At 61.6% G+C, this 26,652-nt stretch carries 22 protein-coding genes; 15 read left to right on the top strand and 7 right to left on the bottom strand.

Features of this window, described 5'->3' with window-relative positions; all coding sequences use genetic code 11:
- The first annotated feature begins 37 nt into the window (after positions 1–37).
- The 3 genes from acnA to LPB73_RS26275 all read left to right on the top strand — a co-directional run bounded on the left by acnA (position 38) and on the right by LPB73_RS26275 (position 4,478).
- Entirely contained in the window at positions 38–2,758 is a 2,721-nt protein-coding gene (gene acnA / locus LPB73_RS26285; protein ID WP_093757744.1) for an aconitate hydratase AcnA, read from the top strand.
- A gap of 168 nt (positions 2,759–2,926) precedes the next feature.
- Positions 2,927–3,679: a DUF1223 domain-containing protein gene (locus LPB73_RS26280; protein WP_089263293.1), complete on the top strand. Its 753-nt coding sequence runs from the start codon at positions 2,927–2,929 to the stop codon at positions 3,677–3,679.
- 436 nt (positions 3,680–4,115) lie between these two features.
- Complete coding sequence (locus LPB73_RS26275) at positions 4,116–4,478, top strand: DUF2794 domain-containing protein (RefSeq protein WP_089263291.1); 363 nt, start codon at positions 4,116–4,118, stop codon at positions 4,476–4,478.
- A 15-nt stretch (positions 4,479–4,493) separates the two neighbouring features.
- On the opposite strand, the gene LPB73_RS26270 is transcribed toward LPB73_RS26275, so the two are convergent.
- From LPB73_RS26270 to LPB73_RS26255, 4 genes are all read right to left on the bottom strand, one after another.
- Positions 4,494–5,018 carry a GNAT family N-acetyltransferase gene (locus LPB73_RS26270; protein ID WP_231078694.1) on the bottom strand — a complete coding sequence of 175 codons (525 nt, stop codon included), beginning with the start codon at positions 5,016–5,018 and terminating at the stop codon, positions 4,494–4,496.
- A gap of 82 nt (positions 5,019–5,100) precedes the next feature.
- A complete protein-coding gene (locus tag LPB73_RS26265; protein ID WP_089263288.1) occupies positions 5,101–5,889 on the bottom strand; it encodes a Bax inhibitor-1/YccA family protein in 789 nt (262 codons plus the stop codon).
- A gap of 312 nt (positions 5,890–6,201) precedes the next feature.
- Complete coding sequence (locus LPB73_RS26260; protein ID WP_231078693.1) at positions 6,202–8,769, bottom strand: ABC transporter permease; 2,568 nt, start codon at positions 8,767–8,769, stop codon at positions 6,202–6,204.
- A 4-nt stretch (positions 8,770–8,773) separates the two neighbouring features.
- Positions 8,774–9,514, bottom strand: coding sequence for an ABC transporter ATP-binding protein (locus LPB73_RS26255; RefSeq protein WP_089263284.1), 741 nt, complete (start codon positions 9,512–9,514; stop codon positions 8,774–8,776).
- Here LPB73_RS26255 and LPB73_RS26250 point away from each other — a divergent pair.
- The 6 genes from LPB73_RS26250 (at position 9,513) to sucD (ending at position 15,699) form a co-directional block, all read left to right on the top strand.
- Positions 9,513–10,220 carry an arylesterase gene (locus LPB73_RS26250; RefSeq protein ID WP_089263282.1) on the top strand — a complete coding sequence of 236 codons (708 nt, stop codon included), beginning with the start codon at positions 9,513–9,515 and terminating at the stop codon, positions 10,218–10,220. The two genes, LPB73_RS26255 and LPB73_RS26250, sit on opposite strands and share 2 nt — an antisense overlap.
- A 227-nt stretch (positions 10,221–10,447) precedes the next feature.
- On the top strand, positions 10,448–10,984 hold the full coding sequence (gene thpR / locus LPB73_RS26245) for an RNA 2',3'-cyclic phosphodiesterase (RefSeq protein ID WP_231078692.1): 537 nt from the start codon (positions 10,448–10,450) through the stop codon (positions 10,982–10,984).
- Between the two features lie 65 nt (positions 10,985–11,049).
- Complete coding sequence (gene zapE / locus LPB73_RS26240) at positions 11,050–12,234, top strand: cell division protein ZapE (protein ID WP_120287618.1); 1,185 nt, start codon at positions 11,050–11,052, stop codon at positions 12,232–12,234.
- Positions 12,235–12,441: 207 nt separating this feature from the next.
- Positions 12,442–13,407, top strand: a complete 966-nt coding sequence (gene mdh, locus LPB73_RS26235) for a malate dehydrogenase (RefSeq protein ID WP_068730094.1) — start codon at positions 12,442–12,444, stop codon at positions 13,405–13,407.
- 206 nt (positions 13,408–13,613) lie between these two features.
- Positions 13,614–14,810: an ADP-forming succinate--CoA ligase subunit beta gene (sucC, locus tag LPB73_RS26230; protein ID WP_089263274.1), complete on the top strand. Its 1,197-nt coding sequence runs from the start codon at positions 13,614–13,616 to the stop codon at positions 14,808–14,810.
- A 4-nt stretch (positions 14,811–14,814) separates the two neighbouring features.
- Complete coding sequence (gene sucD, locus LPB73_RS26225; RefSeq protein ID WP_093757749.1) at positions 14,815–15,699, top strand: succinate--CoA ligase subunit alpha; 885 nt, start codon at positions 14,815–14,817, stop codon at positions 15,697–15,699.
- 121 nt (positions 15,700–15,820) lie between these two features.
- On the opposite strand, the gene LPB73_RS26220 is transcribed toward sucD, so the two are convergent.
- The 3 genes from LPB73_RS26220 to LPB73_RS26210 all read right to left on the bottom strand — a co-directional run bounded on the left by LPB73_RS26220 (position 15,821) and on the right by LPB73_RS26210 (position 18,574).
- Entirely contained in the window at positions 15,821–16,699 is an 879-nt protein-coding gene (locus LPB73_RS26220; protein ID WP_231078691.1) for a sulfurtransferase, read from the bottom strand.
- Positions 16,700–16,824: 125 nt separating this feature from the next.
- Complete coding sequence (locus LPB73_RS26215) at positions 16,825–17,964, bottom strand: acyl-CoA dehydrogenase family protein (RefSeq protein ID WP_231078690.1); 1,140 nt, start codon at positions 17,962–17,964, stop codon at positions 16,825–16,827.
- 67 nt (positions 17,965–18,031) lie between these two features.
- Positions 18,032–18,574, bottom strand: a complete 543-nt coding sequence (locus LPB73_RS26210; protein ID WP_184512455.1) for an OsmC family protein — start codon at positions 18,572–18,574, stop codon at positions 18,032–18,034.
- A 237-nt stretch (positions 18,575–18,811) separates the two neighbouring features.
- On the opposite strand from LPB73_RS26210, the gene LPB73_RS26205 reads away from it, so the two are divergent.
- From LPB73_RS26205 to lpdA, 6 genes are all read left to right on the top strand, one after another.
- Entirely contained in the window at positions 18,812–19,495 is a 684-nt protein-coding gene (locus LPB73_RS26205; RefSeq protein WP_231078689.1) for a TetR/AcrR family transcriptional regulator, read from the top strand.
- Positions 19,496–19,669: 174 nt separating this feature from the next.
- The gene (locus LPB73_RS26200; protein WP_093757752.1) at positions 19,670–22,627 is read left to right on the top strand and encodes a 2-oxoglutarate dehydrogenase E1 component; all 2,958 of its coding nucleotides are present in this window, start codon (positions 19,670–19,672) and stop codon (positions 22,625–22,627) included.
- A 116-nt stretch (positions 22,628–22,743) separates the two neighbouring features.
- Positions 22,744–23,988 (top strand): 2-oxoglutarate dehydrogenase complex dihydrolipoyllysine-residue succinyltransferase, encoded by a 1,245-nt coding sequence (odhB, locus tag LPB73_RS26195; RefSeq protein WP_231078688.1) that lies wholly within the window; start codon positions 22,744–22,746, stop codon positions 23,986–23,988.
- Positions 23,989–24,000: 12 nt separating this feature from the next.
- A complete protein-coding gene (locus tag LPB73_RS26190; protein ID WP_120287625.1) occupies positions 24,001–24,432 on the top strand; it encodes a VOC family protein in 432 nt (143 codons plus the stop codon).
- Positions 24,429–25,175 carry an SDR family oxidoreductase gene (locus LPB73_RS26185; RefSeq protein ID WP_231078686.1) on the top strand — a complete coding sequence of 249 codons (747 nt, stop codon included), beginning with the start codon at positions 24,429–24,431 and terminating at the stop codon, positions 25,173–25,175. The genes LPB73_RS26190 and LPB73_RS26185 overlap by 4 nt, the downstream gene beginning before the upstream one ends.
- Before the next feature lie 45 nt (positions 25,176–25,220).
- Positions 25,221–26,624 (top strand): dihydrolipoyl dehydrogenase, encoded by a 1,404-nt coding sequence (gene lpdA, locus LPB73_RS26180; protein WP_231078685.1) that lies wholly within the window; start codon positions 25,221–25,223, stop codon positions 26,622–26,624.
- Positions 26,625–26,652 lie beyond the last annotated feature (28 nt).

Below are 26,652 nucleotides of genomic sequence, written 5' to 3'. Positions count from 1 at the left end.
TTCCGGGTATCGGTCAACTGAATTGGGACCCCTTCACATGACCTCGCTCGACAGTTTCAAGTGCCAAAAAACCCTCAAGGTGGGCGCTAAAACTTACGTGTACTACAGCCTGCCGCTCGCTGAGAAAAATGGTCTGACAGGCATTTCGAAGCTGCCCTATTCGATGAAGGTCCTGCTCGAGAATCTGCTGCGCAACGAGGACGGCCGCAGCGTCAAGAAGGAAGACATCGTTGCTTTCTCGAAATGGCTGAAGAAGCGCAAGCTCGAGCACGAAATCTCGTTCCGCCCTGCGCGCGTGCTGATGCAGGACTTCACTGGCGTCCCCGCGGTAGTCGATCTTGCTGCCATGCGTAATGCGATGCAGGCGCTGAAGGGCGATCCCAAGAAGATCAACCCGCTGGTCCCGGTCGATCTGGTCATCGACCACTCGGTGATCGTGAACTTCTTCGGTGACAACAAGGCGTTCGGCAAGAACGTCGCCGAAGAGTACAAGCAGAACAAGGAGCGCTACGAGTTCCTGAAGTGGGGCCAGAGCGCGTTCTCGAATTTCTCCGTCGTGCCGCCCGGCACCGGCATCTGCCACCAGGTCAATCTCGAATATCTCGCCCAGACCGTCTGGACGAAGAAGCAGAAGATGACGGTCGGTAAGAAGACCGGCACCTTCGAGGTCGCCTATCCGGACACGCTGGTCGGCACCGACTCACACACCACCATGGTCAACGGCCTCGCCGTGCTCGGCTGGGGCGTCGGCGGCATCGAGGCGGAAGCCGCGATGCTCGGCCAGCCGCAGTCGATGCTGCTGCCCGACGTGGTCGGCTTCAAGCTGTCGGGCGCACTCAAGGAAGGCGTCACCGCCACCGACCTCGTGCTCACCGTCACCCAGATGCTGCGCAAGCAGGGCGTCGTCGGCAAGTTCGTGGAATTCTACGGCCCCGGCCTCGACGCCATGTCGGTCGCTGACAAGGCGACAATCGGAAACATGGCGCCGGAATATGGCGCGACCTGCGGCTTCTTCCCGGTCGATGCCGCCACCATCGACTATCTGAAAACTTCGGGCCGCAAATCGGCGCGTGTCGCACTGGTTGCCGCTTATGCCAAGGCGCAGGGCCTGTACCGCACCGCCAAGTCGCCCGATCCGGTGTTCACCGAAACGCTGAAGCTCGATCTCGGCGACGTCGTACCCTCGATGGCCGGCCCGAAGCGTCCCGAAGGCCGCGTCGCACTGCCCGCCATCGCCGAAGGCTTCTCTGCCGCGCTAACCACCGAATACAAGAAGCCGGATAACCACAACGCGCGCTTCCCCGTCGAGGGCAAGAACTTCGATGTCGGCCATGGCGATGTGGTGATCGCTGCCATCACCTCCTGCACCAACACCTCGAATCCGAGCGTGCTGATCGCCGCCGGCCTGCTGGCACGTAACGCCGTGGCCAAGGGCCTCAAGACCAAGCCGTGGGTGAAGACCTCGCTGGCGCCGGGCTCGCAGGTCGTCGCTGAATATCTCGCCAATTCCGGCTTGCAGCTCGATCTCGACAAGATCGGCTTCAACCTCGTCGGCTTCGGTTGCACCACCTGTATCGGCAATTCCGGCCCGCTGCCGCCGGAGATTTCGAAGTCGATCAACGACAACGGCATCGTTGCCGCAGCGGTTCTTTCGGGCAACCGTAACTTCGAGGGTCGCGTCTCGCCGGACGTGCAGGCAAACTATCTCGCCTCGCCGCCGCTGGTCGTCGCGCACGCCCTTGCCGGTACGGTGACCAAGAATCTCGCGATCGAGCCGATCGGCGAAGGCAAAGATGGCAAGCCGGTGTTCCTGAAAGACATCTGGCCGACCACGAAGGATATCAACGCCTTCATCAAGAAGTACGTGACGTCGACGATCTTCAAGAAGAAGTACGCAAACGTGTTCGACGGCGACGCCAACTGGCGCAAGATCAAGACGGTCGAGAGCGAGACCTACAAGTGGAACATGGGTTCGACCTATGTGCAGAACCCGCCCTACTTCGAAGGCATGAAGAAGGAGCCGGAGCCGACCACCGACATCGTCGATGCGCGCATCCTGGCTCTGTTCGGCGACAAGATCACCACCGACCACATCTCGCCGGCCGGTTCGATCAAGCTCACCTCGCCCGCCGGCAAGTATCTGTCGGAGCATCAGGTGCGCCCGGCCGACTTCAACCAGTACGGCACGCGCCGCGGCAACCACGAAGTGATGATGCGCGGCACCTTTGCCAATATCCGCATCAAGAACTTCATGATGCAGGGTGCTGACGGCAACGTACCGGAAGGCGGCATGACCAAGCACTGGCCCGATGGCGAAGCGATGTCGATCTACGACGCCGCGATGAAGTACCAGGCCGAGCAGGTGCCGCTGGTCGTGTTCGGCGGCGCCGAATACGGCAACGGCTCGTCGCGCGACTGGGCTGCGAAGGGCACCCGTCTGCTCGGCGTTCGCGCCGTGATTACCGAAAGCTTCGAACGTATTCACCGATCCAATCTGGTCGGCATGGGCATTCTGCCGCTAACCTTCGAGAACGGCTCATCGTGGAAGAAGCTCGGCCTCAAGGGCGACGAGAAGGTCACGATCCGCGGTCTGACGGGCGACATCAAGCCGCGCCAGCAGATGGTGGCGGAAATCGTGTCGGCCGATGGCTCACTCCACAAGGAGACGCTGCTCTGCCGCATCGATACGCTGGACGAGCTCGAATATTACCGCAATGGCGGCATCCTGCATTACGTGCTGCGTCAGCTTGCAGCCTGACGCCCATACGTGGTGTGACGTAGTGCCTCACCGCGAAGTGAGTGGCTAGTGAACAGAAGGCGGCCTATGAAGGGCCGCCTTCTGGCGTTTGAGGGCATGAACGTGTTAGCGACACCAATGTGCGACACCGTCTGTTATGTGTCTCACCTCGAGCGTGGCAAAAACCTCATGAAATCCTTTGGCGGCATATCGCAGTGGACCGGCGCGCTCAGCGTGTGCGCCGCCATTGCAGCAAGCGGTAGCGCGCTGGCCCAGCCTAGGGCCGTGGTGGAGCTGTTTACCTCGCAAGGTTGCTCGTCCTGCCCGCCTGCAGACAAGATCATCGGCGACCTCGCCAAAGACCCGTCCGTGATCGCATTGAGCATGCCGATCGACTACTGGGATTATCTCGGCTGGAAGGACACGCTGGCCGACTCGCGTTTCAGCGCGCGGCAGAAGGCCTATTCACAGATGCGCGGCGATCGCGACGTCTACACGCCGCAAGTCGTCGTCAACGGCGCCACTCAGGTGATCGGCAGCGATGCCGATCGTATCCAGGGCGCGATCAGCGAAACCAAGAAAGGCACCGTGATGACGGTGCCGGTGTCGATGTCGGTTTCCGGGAAACACGTCAACGTGTCCGTTGCCGCATCGAGCAATGCGCCGGATACGGCGCATGGCGAAGTCTGGATCTGTTCCGTGTCGAAGGCAGTGCCGATCACGGTCGGGCGCGGCGAGAATCGCGGCAAGCAACTGACCTATTACAATGTCGTCCGGAACTGGCTGAAGGTCGGTGACTGGACCGGCAACGCCGCCAACTGGACGCTGCCGCTGGAGAACATCTCCAGGGATGGTGTCGATGCCGCCGTTGTTTATGTGCAAGACGGCACGCGCGACAAGCCCGGCGCGATGCGCGGCGCGGCCTATACGTCGCTACAGTAAGTCTTCAGATTGATAACTTCGGTAGCTGCTGCGCTTACGCGTGGCATGCCCGCACCATTGTGAGCCCTCGGCGAAGACTGGATTGCTTCGTCGCTTCGCCTATCGCAATGACGCTTGATGGTCTCGCAAAAGCATCCACCAAAAAGAAAAGGACCAACTTGCGTTGGCCCAGTGGGGATTAACTTCCTGCGCAGGGTCCGATCCCAACGACCGCGGGGGGCTGGGGGCTGAGGAATCCGAGACCGGAAGAACCGGACCCGACGCAGTATCTTCTTGTCGCAATCCAGAAGGGCGCCCGATGGGCCAAAATTTGGCGGCAATAAGATTCACCTGACGTTCCCGTGACGGGAAATTTCTACCATCAACCCTGCGGATCGGCCCTTGCAGAGGACCGCGGTCGGCGCGATCATGTCGGCGATATGACAGGAGGCGCTGCATGAATGTGATTCCGGGAGATACTGAGCCCACCGAGAATCGCGCGGCGACAGGCTCTGCCGCCGCCGCGCCCGTCGTCAGCTTCAACCGCCTTGAGCTCAGCCGCATCCTCAATCTGTACGGCCGTATGGTCTCCGACGGCGAGTGGCGCGATTACGCCATCGACTTTCTGCGCGACCGCGCGGTGTTCTCGGTGTTCCGCCGCTCGTCGGAAGTGCCGCTCTATCGCATCGAGAAAGATCCGCGACTGGCGCGCAAGCAGGGCATGTATAGCGTGATTTCGGCCAGCGGCATGATTCTGCGCCGCGGCCAAGAACTCGACCGCGTGCTCCTGGTGATCGATCGCAAGCTGGCGGTGGTGTAATCGATTCGCAGAGCGTCAGGGCAGCGTGCGGGCGCCGTCGCCAAGTGCGAGCTGCATCGAAACGGTATCAAGCCAGCGATCGAACTTGAACCCGACATCGGCATGCACCCCAACCATCTGAAATCCGGCATTGCGATGAACCGCGATGGAGCCAGCATTCGCGCTGTCACCGATCACGGCGACCATCTGGCGGTAGCCGCGGCTCTCGCATTCGGCGATCAACCGCGCGAGAAGTTTGCCGCCAACGCCTCGCCGTTGAGCTTTCGGATCGAGATAAATCGAATTCTCGACGGTAAAGCGATAAGCCGGTCGCGGGCGATGCGCGCTGGCATAGGCATAGCCGACAACCCGGCCTTCCAGCACAGCCGCGAGATACGGATAGCCCCCGCTCACCATCCCCTCGAAACGTCGCGTCATCTCGGCCAAATCTGGCGGGATCAGTTCGAACGTGGCCGTGCCGAACTGCACCGCCTCGGCATAGATCGCGGTGATCGCGGGCAGATCTGCCGCCGTGGCGGGCCTGATTTCAATATCGGACATGGCGCTGAGACTATTTTTGCTCCACCCAAAAGAAAAGCCCCGGCCTTTCGGTCGGGGCTAAGATCTTCTCTATGCTCTGAGCTTATTCGCGCTGTCCGAGCAGCTGCAGCAGCAGCGTGAACAGGTTTATGAAGTTCAAGTAGAGCGACAGGGCACCGGTGATCGCCGCGCGCTCGGCGATATCGCCGCCCTGCGAGGCGTAACCGTAGATGTAGTCGTTCTTCAACCGCTGGGTATCGTAGGCAGTGAGGCCCGCGAAGATCAGCACGCCGACGACCGACACGATGAACTGCAGCATCGACGAAGCGACGAAGATGTTCACGACGCTCGCGATGATGATGCCGAACAGGCCCATCAGCAGGAACGAGCCCATGCCCGTCATGTCACGCTTGGTGGTGTAGCCGTAAAGGCTCAGCGCACCGAACGAGGCAGCGGTAATGAAGAACACCCGCACGATCGATGTGTGCGTGTACACCAGGAAGATCGACGACAGCGAGATGCCCATCAGAGCCGCGAAGGCCCAGAACAGTAACTGCGCAGTAGCCGGCTTCAGCCGGTTGATGCCGAACGAGATGGCGAACACCATGACCAGAGGCGCCAGGATGAACACCCACTTCAGCGGGCTCACGAACATCGCATAGCCGAACGGCGTCAGGTAGGAGCTACCGATCCGGGCAGCAGCGCCCGACGGATCGGTCGTGACAGCCGCCATGTACACGCCGAGAGCAGCGAGGCCGGTGATGGCCAGACCGATCGTCATGTAGTTGTAGATGCGCAGCATGTAGGAGCGCAGTCCGGCGTCTACGGCAGCGGCATCGCGCGCGCCGGCCCGGCCGAAGGGGGAAGCATAGTTACGGTCTAGATCCGACATGGTCGAAACCTCGATGTTGTCCGGCTGATCGCAAAGGGTTCGCGTCGCCGGTTCGAATTATATCCCAGATATCTGCGCTTCCTGACACTAAACTCGATTTAATAAAAAATCGATGTCATCTGCGCTCGATGCCTGACCCATAGGGTATGTGGTAAACTAACACATTCGCTGCAAGCTTCCACGCGTGGCGGAATGTCGCTCCGATTTGCATTCAGGCAACTGGGTAAACTTTCAGCCTGACGCAAGCTTGGCGATTTCTCAGTCATTTTGCACGAATCAGCCCGTGCAAAGGCTGCTTCGTGTCAAAACAGGTCACAAATTCCGTAACACGGTGGCAGGCTTCTGGTTCAAGGCTACCAACGTACCCACCAGGCCCAAACCCACTGTGACAATTAGCGCCGCCAGCACGACGCCAGCCGCGCTGCCAGCCTGCCAGACAAAGCTCAGCGTCATCAGGCGCGTGACGATCAGCCACGCCGCCACCGAGCCGGCGATGACCCCAAACACCGCCGTGGCCAGGCCGATCATCAGATATTCGAGGGCATAGGCACCCAAAAGCCGCGCACGCGTTGCGCCGAGGGTCTTGAGAATCACGGCGTCATAGACGCGATGCCGGTGACCGGCGGCCAGCGCGCCACCGAGCACGAGGATGGCCGAGAGCAGCGTCACCGCGCTGGTACCGCGGATCGCCAGCACGAGATTTGTAACAACCGATCCCACAGTGTCGAGCGCTTCCCGGACCCGCACGGTGGTGATCATCGGGAATGCGTCGGCCACCGCCTTGACCAGACCGGCGTCCTGGGACGGATCGGACTTCGGTTCGGTCAGCGTGGCAATATGGGTATGCGGCGCACCGCGGAAGGTATTGGGCGAGAACACCAGGACGAAATTGATGCCGAGGCTCTGCCAGTCGACGGACCGCATATTGCCTATCCTGGCGGTGATATCGCGGCCGAGCACGTTGACGGTGACCTCGTCGCCCAGTTTGAGCCCGAGCCCGTCGGCCAGCTTCTTCTCGAACGACACCAGTGGCGGGCCGCTATAGTCGGGCGCCCACCATTCGCCCTCGACCAGCTTGGAGCCACGCGGAACCTCGTTGGTGTAACTGAGGCCGCGGTCGCTCTGCAGTACCCATTCGGCATCGGATGACGGCTTGAGGTCTTCTGCCTTGACGCCGCGCGCGGCGACGATCCGGCCGCGCAGCATCGGCACATCCTCGACGGTCGACTGCGGCTGCTTCTCCCTGAGAAACGCGCTGAAGCGGTCGGCCTCGGTGGAGGGAATGTCGATGAAATAGAACGACGGCGCCTTCTCCGGCAGCGCTGCCATGAACTGCCGGCGCAGATTGCCGTCGATCTGGGTGACGGTCACCAGCACGGTCAGGCCGAGCCCGAGCGACATCACCACCGACGGCGTCAGCGCGCCCGGCCGGTAGATATTGGCAATAGCCAGCCGCAGCATGGTCATGCTCGGCCGCGGTAATTTGCGCGCAAAAGCCATCAATGCGCCGGCGATACCGCGCAGCAAGGCGAAAACGACCATCGACGACACCACAAATACGGCAGCGACGCGTTTGTCGTAAGCGAGCCCGACCACCACCGCGATCAGCACCCCGACCACGAGTGCCATCCAGAGTATGTAGCGCAACTTCGGCCGGTGAGATTCCGTCAATGCCGCATCACGAAACAGCGCCGCAACCGGCACGTCGTGTACGCGCGCCAAGGGCCATAGGCCGAAGGCCAGCGCCGTCAGCAGCCCGTACAGCAACGACAATGCCAGCTCACCGAGATGAAGCGCCGGCACCACCGGCAGCGGCAGCAGCTTGCCGAACAGGCCGACAATGGCAAACGGCAAGGACGCACCGACCACCATACCGATCAGCGAGCCGATCACCGCCAGCACCAGTACCTGGGTGAGGTAGATCGCGAATACGTCGCGGCCGGTCGCGCCAAGCGCTTTCAACGACGCGATGACATCGCGGCGGCGATCGATATGGCTCTTCACGGCATTGGCGACGCCGACGCCGCCGACCAGCAGGGACGCGAGGCCGACCAATGTCAGGAACTGGGTGAATCGCGTGATGGTGCGCTCAAGCTGCGGCGACGCGTTGTCGCGCGAACGGATTTCCCAGCCGGCTTGCGGCAATTGGGCACGCGCATCGTCGGCCAGCGCCTTGGCAGCGCGATCGCCGGAAACGGTGTCCGGCAGGCGAACACGATAGATCCAGCGCACCAGACTGCCGGGCTGCAGAAGCTTGGTGGCGCGCAGAGCGTCCTCACTGGTGAGGAAACGCGGCGCGAAACCGACACCGCCAGCGAGCTTGTCGGGCTCCGCTGAAATTTCGCTGCGAAGCTCGAACGTCGCATTACCGACCGTGAGGCGGTCACCAACCTTGAGGCCTAGCCGGGCCATCAATGTCGTATCCGTCGCGGCGCCATAGGCCCCGTCACGTTCGGCGAGCAGATCGCTCATCGGCATGTCCGGCGCCAGCGTTGCCTTGCCGAGCAAGGGATAGCTGCCATCGACGGCCTTGATCTCAACAAGCGCAAGATTGCCGTCCGGCGCGCGCGCCATGCCGCGCAGCGTTGCGGCAACCGACACCGCACCGCGTGCGCGCAAGAAGGCGAGTTCTTCCGGCTTGGCCTCACGCTGCATCAGCGAGAATGCCACGTCGCCGCCGAGCAGCGTACGGCCTTCGCGCGCCACGCCCTCGCCCAAACTTGCCGCGACCGAACCGACGCCTGCGATGGCCATGACGCCCAGCGCGATGCAGGCGATGAAAACGTAGAAGCCGCGCAGGCCGCTGCGCATCTCGCGGAAAGCGTAACGCAACGCCAGCGACGGGCCTCGGCTGTTAGGAATGGTCTCGGTGATGGTCATCGGATCAGGCCGTCTCGACCCAGTTGCGCTCGGTGGCGGGCCCATCGATCCGGCCGGAACGTAATCGCACCACGCGGTCGCAGCGATGCGCCAGCGTGTTGTCGTGGGTCACCAGCACCAGCGTCATGCCGCGCTGGGCGTGCTGCGCGAACAGCAGATCAACGATCTGGCCGCCGGTGGATTCGTCGAGATTGCCGGTCGGCTCGTCGGCGACCAGGATCGCAGGATCCGGCGCCAATGCGCGCGCCAGCGCGACGCGCTGCTGCTCGCCACCGGAAAGCTGGGTCGGATAGTGATGCAGACGGGCGCCGAGACCGACCGCTTCCAGCTCGCGTGCCGCACGGCCGGCTGGGTCGGGATGACCTGCCAGCTCCAGCGGTACCGCGACATTCTCCAGCGCCGTCATGGTCGGGATCAGGTGAAAGGACTGGAAGACGATGCCGACATGACGGCCACGAAACCGCGCCAATCCGTCCTCATCGAGATCATTGAAAGAGGTGCCGTTGACCACCACCTGACCGGAGTCAGGACGCTCCAGCCCCGCCATCACCATCAGCAGCGTGGACTTGCCGGAGCCCGACGGGCCAATCAGCCCGATCGCTTCACCCGATCCGACGCGCAGGCTGATATCCTTGAGGATATGCACGCGCGCGGCGCCGGTGCCGAGCGAGAGGTTGATGTTCGAGATTGAAATGGTGTCCGGCGAAACGCCGGCCGATGATGAGGCTTCAATGAAAGTATCCATGCGAGCTTCATATGGCACTTCGTTTGCGGCGGTCGAGGGGCTGCTGCGCACGTTTATGTGGCTGGTCGTCGCCGGGCTGACGGTCGCACTTCCGATCCCCACCGCCACGGCGCAGACGGCCGCCACCGGCACGGCCAAGCCCGTCAAACTGGTCGTGCTGGGGGACTCCCTGAGCGCAGGTTATGGCCTGCCGGCGGCGGCCGCGTTTCCGGTCCGGCTACAAAAGGCCCTGAAGGACAAGGGGATAGAGGTCGAGATGATCAATGCCGGTGTATCCGGGGATACCACCTCGGGCGGCCTCGGGCGGCTCGACTGGTCGGTGCCCGAGGGGACGCAGGGCGTGATCGTCGAACTCGGCGCCAACGACGCGCTGCGCGGCACCGATCCGAAGGTCCCGCGTGCGGCACTCACCGAGATTCTGACGCGGCTGAAGGCCCGCAACATCGCCGTGCTTCTCTGCGGCATGGTGGCACCGCCGAACTACGGCGCCGACTATGCGGAAAAGTTCAATTCGATCTATCCGGATCTCGCCAAGCAATTTGGCGTGCCGCTCTATTCGTTCTTTCTCGAAGGCGTCGCCGGTGACAGTAAGCTCAACCAGGCCGACGCGATGCATCCGACAGCGGATGGGGTCGACATCGTCGTGAAAAACATCCTGCCCAGCGTCGAGGCATTTGTCGGCACGATCGCTGGGCAACGCAGTTGAGAAACAGGCAGCCTCAACCTTAATGACGGTTTTTCACGGAACCTTCATGCACCGAGCGCGGCATCTGCTTCGCAGAGTCACAGAAGTCGGGTAAAAAAAGACATCGGTGATTCGTCACCGGCTCGTTTGTTCGGGCATGATTTTCGCCGAGGGGTGCGGGCGTGCGTAAGCACACCGTAGTCAGCACCTTTCGGCGAAAATCGCGCCCCGGCAAAGAGGAGCTGACTATGCCGCGTTTGTTCGCCGGACTGGAGATACCAGCCGAGATCGGCCAGACATTGGCCAATTTGCGTGGCGGCCTGCCAGGCGCACGCTGGATCGATCCCGAAAATTATCATGTCACGCTTCGCTTCATCGGCGACATCGATGGCGTTTCCGCCAACGAAATCGCCGATCTGATGTCGCGCGTGGAACGCCGCCCCTTCGAGGTCGCGGTGCGCGGCCTGTCGAGCTTCGGCGGCAAGAAGCCCCGCGCTGTCGTCGCCTCGGTTGATCCGAGCCGTCCGCTGCTTGAACTGCAATCCGAACTGGAACGGCTGGTGCGCCGCTGCGGGCTCGAGCCCGAGGGCCGCAAATTCACGCCGCATGTCACGCTGGCCCGGTTGCGCGACTCCTGCGACCGCGACGTCGCCGACTATCTTTCGGTGCGGGGCTACTTCCCGACGAAGATCTTCACCGCCTCGCGCTTCGTGCTGTTCTCCTCGCGGGCATCCACGGGCGGCGGCCCTTATCTGGTCGAGGATTCCTACGCGCTCTGCGCATGAGCGCATATCCGCTTCGACCAATTCGTATCTTGCATTTTCCGGGCGCATGGGGCCGTTAGGGCCCCATGTCGTCCAGCCCTCCGCAATCCTTCCGCGAACAATATCAAGCCCTCGTAGCCTCCGGCGCTATCGAGGCTGACCCGGCGCAGGCCGGCGCCGTCGAGGCCATCGCGGCGCTCGACGTTGCGCTGTCCACTTATAAGCCACCGCGCAAGCAGGGCTTCTTTGGACGCCTGTTCGGCGACAAGGATATGCAACCGCCGCGCGGTCTCTACGTCCATGGCGAGGTCGGCCGCGGCAAGACCATGCTGATGGACCTGTTCTTCGAAGCCAGCGCGGTCACGCACAAGCGTCGCGCTCATTTCCATGAGTTCATGGCCGACACCCATGAGCGCATCTATAATTTTCGCCAGAAAATCGCGAGCGGCGAGCTCCCCGACGGCGATGTCATCGCGCTGACGGCGAATTCGATCTTCGACGAAGCCTGGCTCCTCTGCTTCGACGAATTTCACGTCACCGACATCGCCGATGCGATGATCCTCGGCCGACTGTTCGCACGGCTGTTCGAACTCGGCACCGTCGTCTTCGCGACGTCCAATGTCGAACCCGTCAATCTCTACAAAGGCGGGCTCAACCGCGCGCTGTTCTTGCCGTTCATCAAACAGATCGAAGATCATATGGAGGTGCGCAAGCTGGATTCACGCACCGACTATCGATTGGAAAAACTGGCCGGCGTAAAGAGCTGGCTGGTGCCGGACGATGATGCAGCAAAGGCTGCGCTCGACAAGGCCTGGGCAAAGCTCACGGGCGGCGCACCCGCAAAGTCGCGTGATATCTCGATCAAGGGCCGCACGCTGCGTGTTCCCCTGGAAGCGCAGGGCGTGGCCCGGTTTTCATTTGGCGACCTCTGCGAGAAGCCGCTTGGCGCGTCAGACTATCTGAAACTGGCGCACGACTATCACACGCTGTTCATCGAACATATTCCGATGATGGACTACGGCGACCGCAACGCCGCCAAACGCTTCATCGCTCTCATCGACACGCTCTATGACAATGCCGTGAAGCTGATGGCCTCGGCCGCCGGCGAACCACACGCGCTGTATCAGGCCAGCGAAGGTTTCGAGGCAATGGAATTCGCGCGGACCGCGTCGCGGCTGTTCGAGATGGGTTCAGAAACATATCTGGCCCTGCCCCATGGCCGCAGCGATTCCACCGCGTCAGGCGCCACCACGGGCCTGGTCGAAACCTGACGCGCGCGATTGGATCGATATCAAAGCGGAATCGGTACTTTCGCGAGCGATTCCAATTTCCGGTTTGCTCATAATAATTTGCATTGCAGGCCGGCGCTCGACAATTGGGCAGGCCCCGACTTGAACGGTGTCCGCGAAAGGGATAACCAGCCTGTCAGCATTTCCTGCTCCCTCCCTACCCCTTCGGGCTTAAAGGATAGATTTCCCATGGCGCGTAACAAAATCGCATTGATTGGTTCTGGTCAGATCGGCGGAACGCTCGCTCACCTCGTTGGCCTGAAAGAACTCGGCGACGTCGTGATGTTCGACATTGCGGAAGGTGTGCCGCAGGGCAAATCGCTCGATCTCGCACAGTCCTCACCGGTAGACGGCTTCGACTCCAAGCTGACCGGCGCCAACTCCTATGAGGCGATCGAAGGTTCGGACGTCATCATCGTCACCGCCGGCGTGCCGCGCAAGCCGGGCATGAGCCGCGACGACTTGCTCTCGATCAACCTCAAGGTGATGGAGCAGGTTGGCGCAGGCATCAAGAAGTACGCCCCGAATGCCTTCGTCATCTGCATCACAAACCCGCTCGATGCGATGGTCTGGGCGCTGCAGAAGGCTTGCGGCCTGCCGGCAAACAAGGTCGTCGGCATGGCTGGCGTGCTGGACTCTGCGCGCTTTCGCTACTTCCTGGCCGATGAATTCAATGTGTCGGTCGAAGACGTCACCGCCTTCGTGCTCGGTGGCCACGGCGACACCATGGTTCCGCTGGTCAAGTATTCGACCGTTGCCGGCATCCCGCTGCCCGACCTCGTGAAGATGGGCTGGACCTCGCAGGCCCGCATCGACGAAATCGTCGACCGCACCCGCAATGGCGGCGCCGAGATCGTCAACCTGCTGAAGACCGGTTCGGCCTTTTACGCTCCGGCCGCGTCGGCCATCGCGATGGCTGAGAGCTATCTCAAGGACAAGAAGCGCGTTCTGCCCTGCGCCGTTCACCTGAACGGTGAATACGGCGTCAAGGACATGTATGTCGGCGTTCCCGTTGTCATCGGCGCCAAGGGTGTCGAGCGCATTGTCGAGATCGAACTCCTCGGCAAGGACAAGGAAGGCTTCGACAAGTCGGTGGCTTCGGTGGTCGGCCTGATGGACGCCTGCAAGAAGATCGCACCCGACCTGCTCGGCTAAGATCAAGCTCACTTCACCGGCACCCTCTGGGTGCCGGTTTTGCATTTGACGACGTTGGCAAACACTGCAACGAACCCCTCAGCCAATTCGTCCGTCACGCGGAATTATCATCGGCTTTGACTTGCAGCATGCTTGGTATACGGTATGCCAGTTCAAAGAAAATGACGTGAATTCCAAGTTCACCATCCGGGGTTCGGGAGCAACCTATGAATATCCATGAATATCAGGCGAAGGCCGTGCTGAAGGAATTCGGCGTGCCCGTTTCCAAGGGCGTGCCAATCCTCAAGGCCGAGGAAGCTGAAGCTGCCGCCAAGCAGCTGGGCGGTCCGTTGTGGGTGGTGAAGAGCCAAATCCACGCCGGCGGCCGCGGCAAGGGCAAGTTCAAGGAAGCATCGGCCGGCGACAAGGGCGGCGTCCGCCTCGCCAAGTCGATCGACGAGACCAAGCAGTTCGTCAAGGAAATGCTCGGCGCAACCCTCGTCACCGAACAGACCGGCCCGGCCGGCAAGCAGGTCAACCGGATCTATCTGGAAGACGGCTCGGACATTGAGAAGGAGTTCTATCTCTCCCTCCTCGTCGACCGTGAGACCTCGCGCGTTGCTTTCGTGGTTTCCACCGAAGGCGGCATGAACATCGAGGAAGTCGCGCACAACACCCCGGACAAGATCGTGACCTTTTCGGTCGATCCGGCCACCGGCGTGATGGGCCACCACGGCCGCACCGTGGCTCAGGCGCTTGGCCTCAAGGGCGATCTCGCCAAGCAGGCCGAGAAGCTGGTGTCGCAGCTCTACACCGCATTCATCGCCAAGGACATGGACATGCTGGAGATCAATCCGCTGATCATCTCCAAGCAGGGCGAGCTGAAGTGCCTCGATGCCAAGATGTCGTTCGACTCGAACGCGCTGTATCGTCACCCGGAAATCGTCGCGCTGCGCGACACGACCGAAGAAGACGCCAAGGAAATCGAGGCGTCGAAATATGACCTCGCTTACATCGCGCTCGACGGCACCATCGGCTGCATGGTCAACGGCGCGGGCCTCGCAATGGCCACGCTCGACATCATCAAGCTGTATGGCGAAAGCCCGGCCAACTTCCTCGACGTCGGTGGCGGTGCTTCCGAGGAGAAGGTAACCGCAGCGTTCAAGATCATCACTGCCGATCCGAACGTGAAGGGCATCCTGGTCAACATCTTCGGCGGCATTATGAAATGCGACGTCATCGCTGCCGGCGTTGTCGCCGCAGTGAAGGCTGTCGGCCTTCAGGTGCCACTGGTTGTCCGCCTCGAAGGTACCAATGTCGAGGAAGGCAAGAAGATCATCCGTGAATCCGGTCTCAACGTTCTGCCCGCCGACGATCTCGACGACGCCGCTCAGAAGATCGTCAACGCCGTGAAGGGAAAGTAAGCCGATGTCCGTCCTGATCGACAAGAACACCAAGGTCATCTGCCAGGGCTTTACCGGCAAGAACGGCACCTTCCACTCCGAACAGGCGATTGCCTACGGCACCAAGATGGTCGGCGGCACTTCGCCAGGCAAAGGTGGCTCCACGCATATCGGCCTGCCGGTGTTCGACACCGTGGCCGAAGCCCGCGACAAGACCGGCGCCGATGCGTCGGTGATCTATGTGCCGCCGCCGGGCGCAGCAGACGCGATCTGCGAAGCCATCGACGCGGAAATCCCGCTGATCGTCTGCATCACTGAAGGCATTCCGGTGCTCGACATGGTGCGCGTCAAGCGTTCGCTGTCCGGCTCCAAGTCGCGCCTGATCGGGCCGAACTGCCCGGGCGTCGTCACCGCTGGTGAGTCGAAGATCGGCATCATGCCGGCCAATATCTTCAAGCCCGGCAGCGTCGGCATCCTGTCGCGCTCCGGCACACTGACCTATGAAGCCGTGTTCCAGACCACCCAGGCCGGCCTCGGCCAGAGCTCGGCAGTCGGCATCGGCGGCGACCCGGTCAAGGGCACCGAGTTCATCGACGTGCTCGAGATGTTCCTGGCCGACCCCAAGACCACCTCGATCATCATGATCGGCGAAATCGGCGGCTCGGCGGAAGAAGACGCGGCACAGTTCATCAAGGACGAAGCCAAGCGCGGCCGCAAGAAGCCGATGGTCGGCTTCATCGGCGGCGTCACCGCTCCTCCCGGCCGTCGCATGGGCCATGCCGGCGCCATCGTGTCGGGCGGCAAGGGCGACGCCCAGTCGAAGATCGCAGCCATGGAGGCCGCCGGCATCCGCGTCTCGCCATCGCCCGCGCGCCTCGGCACCACGCTGGTGGATGTGCTGAAGGGCTAAGCTGAGCTCGAGGAGTTGAGAATAAGAAAGGCCCGCTCGCGAGAGCGGGCCTTTTGTTTTGACACTCTGACTGGATCGCCCGGTCCAAGTGCGCGCCCGGCCGGGCGAGGACACTGGAGTTCTACGCCGCCTGCGCCTGCTTCTCGCCAACCAGCGGCAAACCTTCCTCGATTGGATACTTCGTATCGCGCGACCATTCGTTCCACGAACCAAAATACATCCGGACATCAGCCACGCCGGCGTTCTTTAGCGCGAGAAACGTGTTCGACGCGCGTGCGCCCTTGAAGCAGTAAAGATAGACGGTGGTCGACGGCGTGATCCCGACAGTCGCGCATTCGGCGAGGATCTCGTTCTTCGACTTGAAGCGCGGGCCTTCCGATGTCGGCTTCATCATGCGGTACCACTCGATCCAGACAGCGCCGGGAATGCGGCCCATGCGCGGGCAGAAATCCTTGCCATAGGGCGACGAGCTTTCGCCGATCCATTCGTCGACATCGCGCACGTCGAGGATCGCGATCGACGGATTGCCGAGTGCGGCCTGCATGGTGGCCGCGTCGATCAGGATCGAACCGGCTTCCGGCTTGATCGCGAAGGCTGCTGCTGTCGGCGTCGGAACATCCGTGGTGGTCGGCAGGCCCTTCATGGTCCAGGCCTCAAAGCCGCCATGCAGAACCTTGATCCTGGGATAGCCTAGAAACTCCAGCAGGAAGTAGCCGCGGCAGGACTGGCCGAAGCCCGAATTCATCGACTGTTCGTAGATCACCGCAGTCTCGCTGCCGGACAGGCCGGCACCGCCGAAGGCCGCAGCGAACTTCTTCTTCAACTCGTCCATACCTTCGGGCGTCGAGGTGGCGAGGAACGTAAAGATCTCATGGAGATTGACGGCGCCGGGGATATGCCCGGCCGCATAGGCGTCGGGATTGCGCGTGTCGATGATGACACAAGGTTCTGACTTCATGAACGTGACGAGGTCGTCTGCGGAAATGAGAACTTCAGCCATTGAAAGCCTCCACTGTGTTGAACCGTCGTTGTTGAGTCGTTTGTGCTGGATCGCCTGTCGTTTCGCCGTGACTTAAGTCAATTCGCTTTCCGTTCGCGTGATCGGGATCATTTGCATGATCGGGATCACGCCCCGCCCTGGTCTCCCTGATATTCGCGCGCATTGTCTGCGAGCATTTTTCTGAGCTGCTTGGTGGCGGGGGTGACGATCGCCACGAAATAGGCTTCACGCAGCCGGCGCTGGGCACGGTGCGATTTGAGATAACCGCGTGCACCACAATGCAGCATCGCTGCATGGGCTGCGGCGACGGCGGCGTCGCCGGCGCGCAGACGCAGTTCGACGACGCTGCGCCAATAGGCATTGCTCGTGTCAAAGGGTGTGGCGGCGAGCATCATCGTCTCGGCCTCCATTTTCGCGAGAAGCCCGGCGAAATCCTCGGGCTGCTGCGGCAGGAAGCAATTGACGTGGGCGAGCGACGGCTTGACGCTATGCATGATAGCAACGCAATCGCGCACCAGCCCGAGGCCCATGCCCATCTGCATCAGGATGAACCCGGCGCGAATTCTCTTCACGAAAGGCATCGCCGGCGCCGCGAGCACCTGATCGTCTGGAATGAAGACGTCGCGAAATTGCACGGCGTAGGTGCCGGTGCCATCCATCGCGAGGAACGGCTTGCACGGCGTCAGCGAGAGATTCTCGTCGGCGCAGTCGGCGAGGAACATCACCTTCTCGCCGGAGTCGTCATCGAGTTCAAAGATGGTGCCGAACATATGGTCGGGGCCAAGATTCGATACCCATGGCAGAGCACCGCGCACGATGTAACCGCCGTTGGTGCGGCGACCTTTCAGCTTGAGCTTCTCGATGCCAAAGAAGCTCTTCATCGGATTGGACAGGCCGGTGCCGCCGAGCAGCTTGCCGCTCGCGGCATCGCTCAGATACTTCGCCTTCAGTGCGGCGTTGTCGGAGTTGAGGATGTACCAGACCAGCGTGTTCTGGCACCACGCCATGAAGGCCGTGGAGCCGCAGGTCTCGCCGATGGTGGTGATGCCCGCGATCGTCTCGCCGAGATCCGCGTGTGCCGACCAGGCACCAACACCGCCGAGATGACGTAGCGCCCGATCCGGATAGATCGTGCCTTCATCTATCTCCAAAGCGATCGGTGAAAGATCGGTGCGCGCGACGGCAGCTATTCGTTCGACGAGCGACGGTGTGTCGCCGGCCCCTTCAATATCGTCAGATTTCCGCAGCACTGCCGTCGTGGTCATTTCGATCTCCGTCACGCGCAAGGAAGAGAGACCGCGGCCGCATCGCTGCGGCCGCGCTAACTCACATTCAGGCAGAGACTTCGAGATTGACCGGGCGCGTAAACGTGTTGGCGACGGGCGACCACTTCTTGACGTGGGTGATCAGCGCATCGATCTCGGCCTGTGCGATGCCTTCGCATTCCATATCGACCTTGATGCGCACATCGGTGAAACCGACCGGCTTCTCGCTGATGTCGCCGGTGCCCCAGACGGCAGTGATGTTGAGATCGCCTTCGAGCTGCAGTTCGAGTTTGTTGACGGTCCAACCACGATGCACGGCATTTGCGTGCAGACCGACGGCGATGCAGGAGCCAAGCGCCGCCAATGACGCCTCTGACGGATTCGGCGCAGTGTCGTCGCCGAGCAGCGCCGGCGGCTCATCGACGATGTAAGGCGGCAGGTTGCGGATGTAGTTGGCGTGGCGGAACTTGCCCTCGGCCACCGTTTTGCACTTCAGCGTCTTGATGACATTGGGATTGGCTTTGCCGTTCGCGATCAGCTGTTCGAGTCCGCCTTTGTCGATCGGCGCGAGGCAGCCGGTCAGGGCGGTTTTGGCGGCAACAGCAGTCATTGGGTTTCTCCCTTGGAAAAATGGCTAGATACAGAACGTTCTGTAGCTTTGCAGAAACCGTGCCAGCGTCGGTCGATGCGAAAATCAACGCGGGATCAGCGAGTTACGCAATTGACGCGAAATGGGGCAGAGGCTAAACTGCCGCTTAGCGCGGCAAATACGTATTTACCCGCTCGAATATTGGTCAGGAACCGATGATCGCTTGCGCCGCGCGCGCGCCATGACATATGACAGGGCATGACTGATGCGATGCCGCAGGCTGTCGAGAGCAATGTTCCGCAGGTGACGCCGCGTGAGCGGCTGATGGACGCGGCGACAAGGCTGTTCTGCAAGAATGGCATCAATGCCACCGGCATAGACGCCATCGTCAGCGAGGCCGGTACGGCCAAAACCACCCTCTACAAAAACTTCAAATCCAAGGACGACCTGGTCGACGCCGTGCTCAGGGCGGAGAGCGAGACCTGGCGCGGCTGGTTCATTGCCGCCGTGGAACGCGCCAGAACTCCGCGTGAAAAACTGGATTCGATTTTCCCCGCGCTGAAGGGCTGGTTTGCCGAAGAGACCTATTATGGCTGTGTTTTCATCAATGCAGTCGGCGAGCACGCCAAGGACGAGACCCGGCTGCGCGACATCACGATCCGGCATAAATCGTTCGTTCTCAAGCACATCTCCGGACTGGCCGAGGCCGCTGGCGCCAAGAAGCCGGACTTTCTCGCGCACCAGATCGGCCTCTTGATGGACGGCGCCATCGTCGCCGCCATGGTGACCCGCGATCCGACCGTGGCAGACGCCGCCGGCATGGCCGCCAATGCCCTGCTCGACGAGGCTTGCGGGCCGCCCAAAATCCGCCGCACCCGGCGCGCCGGACTGCAAGGAGGCGCTGCCGCTTTGGCTAAGGAAGACCTCAGTGTCGTCGACTGAAATCAGCGGACAAAATCTCGCGCACAAAGAATTGACGAAATATTCAGTTCTTCGTGCTTTTCAGGGCGCACATTCGGATTAAATAGGGTAGAAGCTCGCTCGACTTTAGGATGGTCCGGCAACCGGATCAGCCCTCGCTAAAATTTCCGCGCGATACCAAATCAGGACGCCATCATGTCTCGCCAGGACGCGAACGCCGCCTTTGCACTCTCTTCATTTCTGCAAGGCGCAAACGCCACTTACATCGACGAACTCTATGCTCGTTACGAAAAGGACCCCTCCTCAGTCGACGCCGAGTGGCAGGAGTTCTTCAAGAGCCTGAAGGACTCGCCCGCCGACGTTCAAAAGAACGCCGAAGGCCCGTCCTGGGAGAAGGCCAACTGGCCGCTGACGCCCAAGGACGACCTGACCTCCGCCATGGACGGCAACTGGGCCCAGGTCGAGAAGGTGATGGGCGCCAAGCTCGCCGCCAAGACCGCGCAGCCCGGTGCTGCCGCCCCGACCGGCGACATCAATCAGGCGACCCGCGATTCGGTGCGCGCCTTGATGCTGATCCGCGCCTTCCGCATGCGCGGCCATTTCCACGCCAATCTCGATCCGCTGGGCATCGAAGGCCAGAAGGATCACGAGGAGCTCGATCCGCGCTCCTACGGCTTCACCGATGCCGACTACGACCGCAAGATCTTCCTCGATAACGTCATCGGCCTCGAATACGGCACGCTGCGTGAGATCGTTGCGATCCTGCAGCGCACCTACTGCCAGACCCTCGGCGTCGAGTTCATGCACATTTCCAACCGCGCGCAGAAGGCGTGGATCCAGGAACGTATCGAAGGCCCGGACAAGGAAATCAGCTTCACGCCGGAAGGCCGCCGCGCCATCCTCCAGAAGCTGGTCGAAGCCGACGGCTTCGAGAAGTTTTGCGACGTCAAGTTCACCGGTACCAAGCGCTTCGGCCTCGACGGCGGCGAATCACTGATCCCGGCGCTGGAACAGATCATCAAGCGCGGCGGCAGCCTCGGTGTCCGTGACATCGTCGTCGGCATGCCACATCGCGGTCGCCTCAATGTGTTGACCCAGGTGATGGGCAAGCCGCACCGCGCGCTGTTCCATGAATTCAAGGGCGGCTCGGCCAATCCGGACGAGGTCGAAGGCTCGGGTGACGTCAAGTATCACCTCGGCGCCTCGTCGGATCGCGAGTTCGATAACAACAACATTCATCTGTCGCTGACGGCGAACCCGTCGCATCTTGAAATCGTCGATCCCGTGGTGCTCGGAAAGGTCCGCGCCAAGCAGGACCAGAATGGTGATCCGCCGGACCAGCGTATTTCCGTGCTGCCGCTGCTGATGCATGGCGATGCGGCCTTCGCAGGTCAGGGTGTGGTTGCTGAATGCTTCGCGCTGTCGGACCTGAAGGGTTATCGCACCGGCGGTTCGATCCACTTCATCGTCAACAACCAGATCGGCTTCACCACCTATCCGCGCTACTCCCGTTCGTCGCCCTATCCGTCCGATGTCGCGAAGATGATCGATGCTCCGATCTTCCATGTGAACGGTGACGATCCGGAAGCGGTGGTATTCGCCGCCAAGATCGCGATCGAGTTCCGGCAGAAGTTCCACAAGCCTGTCGTCATCGACATGTTCTGCTATCGCCGCCACGGCCATAACGAAGGCGACGAGCCGGCGTTCACCCAGCCGGTGATGTACAAGAAGATCGGCGCGCATCAGTCGACGCTGGATATCTATGCCAAGCGCATCATCGCCGATGGCGTGATGACCGAAGGCGAAGTCGACAAGGCGAAGGCCGACTGGCGCGCCCGTCTTGATGCGGAGCTCGAAGCCGGCGCCGGCTACAAGCCGAACAAGGCTGACTGGCTCGACGGCAAGTGGGCCGGCTTCAAATATGCCGACCAGGAGGAAGATCCCCGTCGCGGCGTGACCGGCGTCGACGTCAAGACGCTGAAGGAGATCGGCGCCAAGATCACCAAGGTGCCCGATGGTTTCCGCGTTCACCGCACGGTGCAGCGCTTCCTCGACACCCGCGCCAAGGCGATCGACAGTGGCGAAGGCATCGACTGGGCGACCGGCGAGGCGCTGGCATTCTGTACCCTGATGGAAGAAGGCCACCATGTCCGGCTGTCCGGCCAGGACTCGGAGCGCGGCACCTTCTCGCAGCGCCATTCGGTGCTGTTCGACCAGGAAGACGAAAGCCGCTACACGCCGTTCAACCACCTCAAGCCCGACCAGGGTCACTACGAGGTCATCAACTCACTGCTGTCCGAAGAAGCCGTGCTCGGATTCGAATACGGCTACTCGCTGGCCGAGCCGAAGGCGCTGACCATCTGGGAAGCGCAGTTCGGCGACTTCGCCAACGGCGCACAGGTGCTGTTCGACCAGTTCATCTCCTCGGGTGAACGCAAGTGGCTGCGTATGTCGGGCCTCGTCTGCCTGCTGCCGCATGGTTATGAAGGCCAGGGCCCGGAGCATTCCTCCGCACGCCTTGAGCGTTTCCTCCAGATGTGCGCCGAAGACAACATGCAGGTGGTCTATCCGACTACTCCGGCCAACTACTTCCACATGCTGCGTCGTCAGTTGAAGCGTGAGATTCGCAAGCCGCTGATCGTCATGACGCCGAAGTCGCTGCTGCGCCACAAGCGTGCGGTGTCGAAGCTGAGCGAACTCGGTGCCGACACATCGTTCCATCGCGTGTTGTTCGACGATGCGGAGAAGCTGCCGGACGAGAAGATCAAGCTCACCGCCGACAACAAGATCCGTCGCGTCGTGCTGTGCTCCGGCAAGGTCTATTACGACCTCTACGAGGAGCGCGAGAAGCGCGGCATCGACGACGTCTACCTGATGCGCATCGAGCAGCTCTATCCGGTGCCGCTGAAGACGCTGGTGCAGGAGTTGACCCGCTTCAAGGGTGCGGAATTCGTCTGGTGTCAGGAAGAGCCGCGCAACATGGGCGGCTGGCACTTCATCGAACCGTATCTTGAATGGGTGCTCAACCAGATCAACGCCACCCACAAGCGTCCGCGTTATGCCGGCCGCGCTGCTTCGGCAGCGACCGCCACCGGCCTGATGTCCAAGCATCTCGCCCAGCTCAAGGCCTTCCTCGACGAAGCGCTCGGCTAAGCCTCCATTCTGTTGGCGAATGCCCCGCACCCGCGGGGCGTTCGCATATTCCCATTGATTTCAAGTTCAGGCAGGAATGACCGAGCGGGTCGCCACGCCACAAGAGGAAATAGACAATGACTGAAATTCGCGTTCCCACGCTCGGCGAATCCGTGACGGAAGCCACCATCGGCCGCTGGTTCAAGAAGGCTGGCGATGCCGTCGCCGTTGACGAGCCGTTGGTTGAACTCGAGACCGACAAGGTCACCATCGAAGTTCCGGCGCCCTCCGCCGGCGTGCTCGGCGAGATCGTTGCCAAGGACGGCGAGACCGTTGCCGTCGGCGCACTGCTCGGCCAGATTACCGATGGTGCCGGCGGCGCCAAGCCGGCTGCAGCTCCCGCGAAGCCCGCTGCCCCGGCTCCGGCCGCTGCACCTGCCGCGGCTGCACCTGCTCCCGCTCAGAAGTCCGCACCCGTCGATGCACCGCTGGCGCCGTCGGTCCGCAAGATCTCGGCCGAAAGCGGCATCGATGCCGCCACCGTCCCCGGCTCGGGCAAGGATGGCCGCGTGACCAAGGGCGACATGCTCGCTGCGATCGAAAAGGCTGCGTCGGCACCCACGCCGATCAATCAGTCTGCCGCCGCCGTGCAGGTACGTGCGCCGTCACCCGCTGACGATGCTGCCCGCGAAGAGCGCGTGAAAATGACGCGCTTGCGTCAGACCATCGCGCGTCGCCTCAAGGACGTGCAGAACACCGCAGCGATGCTGACGACCTTCAACGAGGTCGACATGACCAACGTGATGGCACTGCGCTCGCAGTACAAGGATGTGTTCGAGAAGAAGCACGGCACCAAGCTCGGCTTCATGGGCTTCTTCACCAAGGCCTGCGTGCAGGCGTTGAAGGATATTCCGGCCGTGAATGCCGAGATCGATGGCTCCGACCTGATCTACAAGAACTATTATCACGTCGGCGTTGCCGTCGGCACTGACAAGGGCCTCGTCGTTCCCGTAGTGCGCGACTGCGATACCAAGTCGATCTCCAACATCGAAAAAACCATTGCGGATTTCGGCAAGCGCGCCCGTGACGGCCAGCTCAAGATCGACGAAATGCAGGGTGGCACATTCACCATCACCAATGGCGGCATCTACGGTTCGCTGATGTCGACGCCGATCCTGAACGCACCGCAGTCGGCCATCCTCGGCATGCACAAGATCCAGGAACGTCCGGTCGTGGTCGGCGGTAAGATCGAGATCCGCCCGATGATGTATCTGGCGGTGTCCTACGATCACCGCGTCATCGACGGCAAGGAAGCCGTGACATTCCTCGTTCGCGTCAAGGAAAGCCTGGAAGATCCGGCCCGTCTCGTTCTGGATCTCTAACCCGAGGTCGCCATGGCGTTCGGACCGAACCCTCCGCCAATTCAGGCCCACCTTTGCGTCAAGGGTGGGCTTGAAGCCATTGCCTTCTATGAGAAGGCGCTTGGCGCGAAGTGTTCGTTCCACGCAATGGCCGACGACGGCAAGCGGGTCATGCACGCCAATCTCGAAATGTTCGGCAGCGAAGTTATGCTGCATGACGAATTTCCCGAGTTTGGTGGCCACATCCTGTCGCCGCAGACCCGCGGCGGCGCCGGCATGACGATCAATATCAATCTGCCCAAGCCTGAAGATGTCGACGCCGCGATCGCCCGCGCGGAAACATCGGGAGCAGAAGTCGTGATGGCGCCTCAGGATGTTTTCTGGGGGGCCCGCTACGGCACCATTCGCGATCCGTTCGGACACATCTGGTCCTTCAACGCCGCACTCACCGGGAGCGACGCATGAGCGACAACGTCGTCATCATTACCGGCGGAAGCCGCGGCATTGGTCGTTCCACCGCGCTGCTGGCGGCCTCACGTGGCTTCAAGGTCGTCGTCGGCTATGCCAGCAACGAAGCCGCCGCCAACGAGGTCGTTTCGAAGATCGAAGCGACCAACGGCAAGGCCATCGCCGTAAAATGCGATGTCGGCTCCGAGGCTGACATTCTTGCGCTGTTCAAGGCAGCGGACGCCTTTGGTCCTCTCGGCGCCCTGGTCAACAATGCCGGCATTGTCGGCCCTTCCATCCGCGTCGATCAGATGACTGCCGAACGCATCGCCAACATGATGACGGTGAATGTCACCGGCAGCATTCTTTGCGCCCGCGAGGCCGTAAAGCGCATGTCGACCAAACACGGCGGCAAAGGTGGCGTTATCGTCAATCTGTCATCGGTAGCCGCCAAACTGGGTGCGCCGAACACCTATGTCGACTATGCCGCGTCGAAAGGCGCGATCGATTCCTTCACCATCGGATTGGGACACGAAGTCGCCGCCGAAGGCATTCGCGTTGCCGGCATTCGGCCGGGTTTGATCGATACCGATATTCACGCGTCAGGCGGCGAGCCGGACCGCGCGCATCGTCTTTCCGTCAACGTGCCGATGAAGCGCGTCGGCACAGCGGATGAAGTTGCCAATGCCATCGTCTGGTTGCTGTCGGACGAGGCTTCTTACGTCACATCCACCATTCTCGACGTGTCCGGTGGCCGCTGAGGCTCTGACACCCCATATCATCTGAAGACAATACAGGACTGCATCATGGCTTCTTACGACCTCGTTGTTATCGGCACCGGACCCGGCGGTTATGTCTGCGCGATTCGCGCGGCGCAGCTCGGCATGAAGGTCGCCGTCGTCGAGAAGAACAGCACGCTGGGGGGCACCTGCCTGAACATCGGCTGCATGCCCTCGAAGGCTTTGCTCTATTCGTCAGAGCTTTTTGAGGAAGCCGGCCACTCCTTCGCCAAGATGGGCATCAAGGTGTCCGCCCCGACGCTCGATCTTCCCGCGCTGATGAACTTCAAGCAGCAGGGCATCGACGGCAACGTCAAGGGTGTCGAGTTCCTGATGAAGAAGAACAAGATCGACGTCGTGATGGGCACCGGCCGTGTGCTCGACACCGGCAAGGTCGAAGTCACCGGCGCTGACGGCAAGGCCCAGACGCTGGAGACAAAGAACATCGTCATCGCTACCGGCTCTGACGTCGCGAAGCTGAAGGGCATCGAGATCGACGAGAAGCGCATCGTATCGTCGACCGGCGCGCTGTCCCTCGACAAGGTGCCGGAGAAGATGATCGTGGTCGGCGCCGGCGTGATCGGCCTCGAACTCGGCTCGGTGTGGCGCCGCCTCGGCGCCGAAGTCACCGTCGTGGAATTCCTCGACCGTATCCTGCCCGGCATGGATGGCGAAGTCGCCAAGCAGTTCCAGCGCATGCTTGAGAAGCAGGGCATGACCTTCAAGCTCGGCGCCAAGGTCACTGGCGTCGATACGTCGGGCAAGAAACTGAAGGCGCAGATCGAGCCAGCCGCGGGCGGCGCTGCCGAATCCATCGAAGCCGACGTGATTCTCGTGGCGATCGGCCGCGTGGCTTACACCGAAGCGCTTGGCCTCAAGGAAGCTGGCGTCGAACTCGACGAGCGCGGCCGCGTCAAGATCGACCATCACTTCTCGAGCAACGTGAAGGGCGTCTACGCTATCGGCGACGTCGTCGCGGGCCCGATGCTGGCGCACAAGGCGGAAGACGAAGGGGTTGCCTGCGCCGAGATTCTTGCAGGCCAAGCCGGTCATGTGAACTATGACGTGATCCCGGGCGTGGTCTACACCACGCCGGAAGTCGCCGCCGTCGGCAAGACCGAGGAAGAGCTCAAGGCTGCCGGTATCGCTTACAATGTCGGCAAGTTCCCGTTCACTGCCAATGGCCGCTCCAAGGTCAACCAGACCACCGATGGTTTCGTGAAGATTCTCGCAGATGCGAAGACCGATCGCGTGCTCGGCGTGCATATGATCGGCCGCGAAGTCGGCGAAATGATCCATGAAGCCTGCGTGCTGATGGAATTCGGCGGTTCCGCCGAAGATCTGGCCCGCACCTGCCATGCCCATCCGACCCGCTCCGAGGCGGTGAAGGAAGCTGCATTTGCAGTAGCCAAGCGCGCTATCCATATGTGAGTCACGGCCGGCACGACGCCGGCTGGGA

Source organism: Tardiphaga sp. 37S4 (assembly GCF_021044645.1).
GTDB lineage: Bacteria > Pseudomonadota > Alphaproteobacteria > Rhizobiales > Xanthobacteraceae > Tardiphaga > Tardiphaga robiniae.
This window is presented reverse-complemented; position numbering and strand designations above follow the sequence as displayed.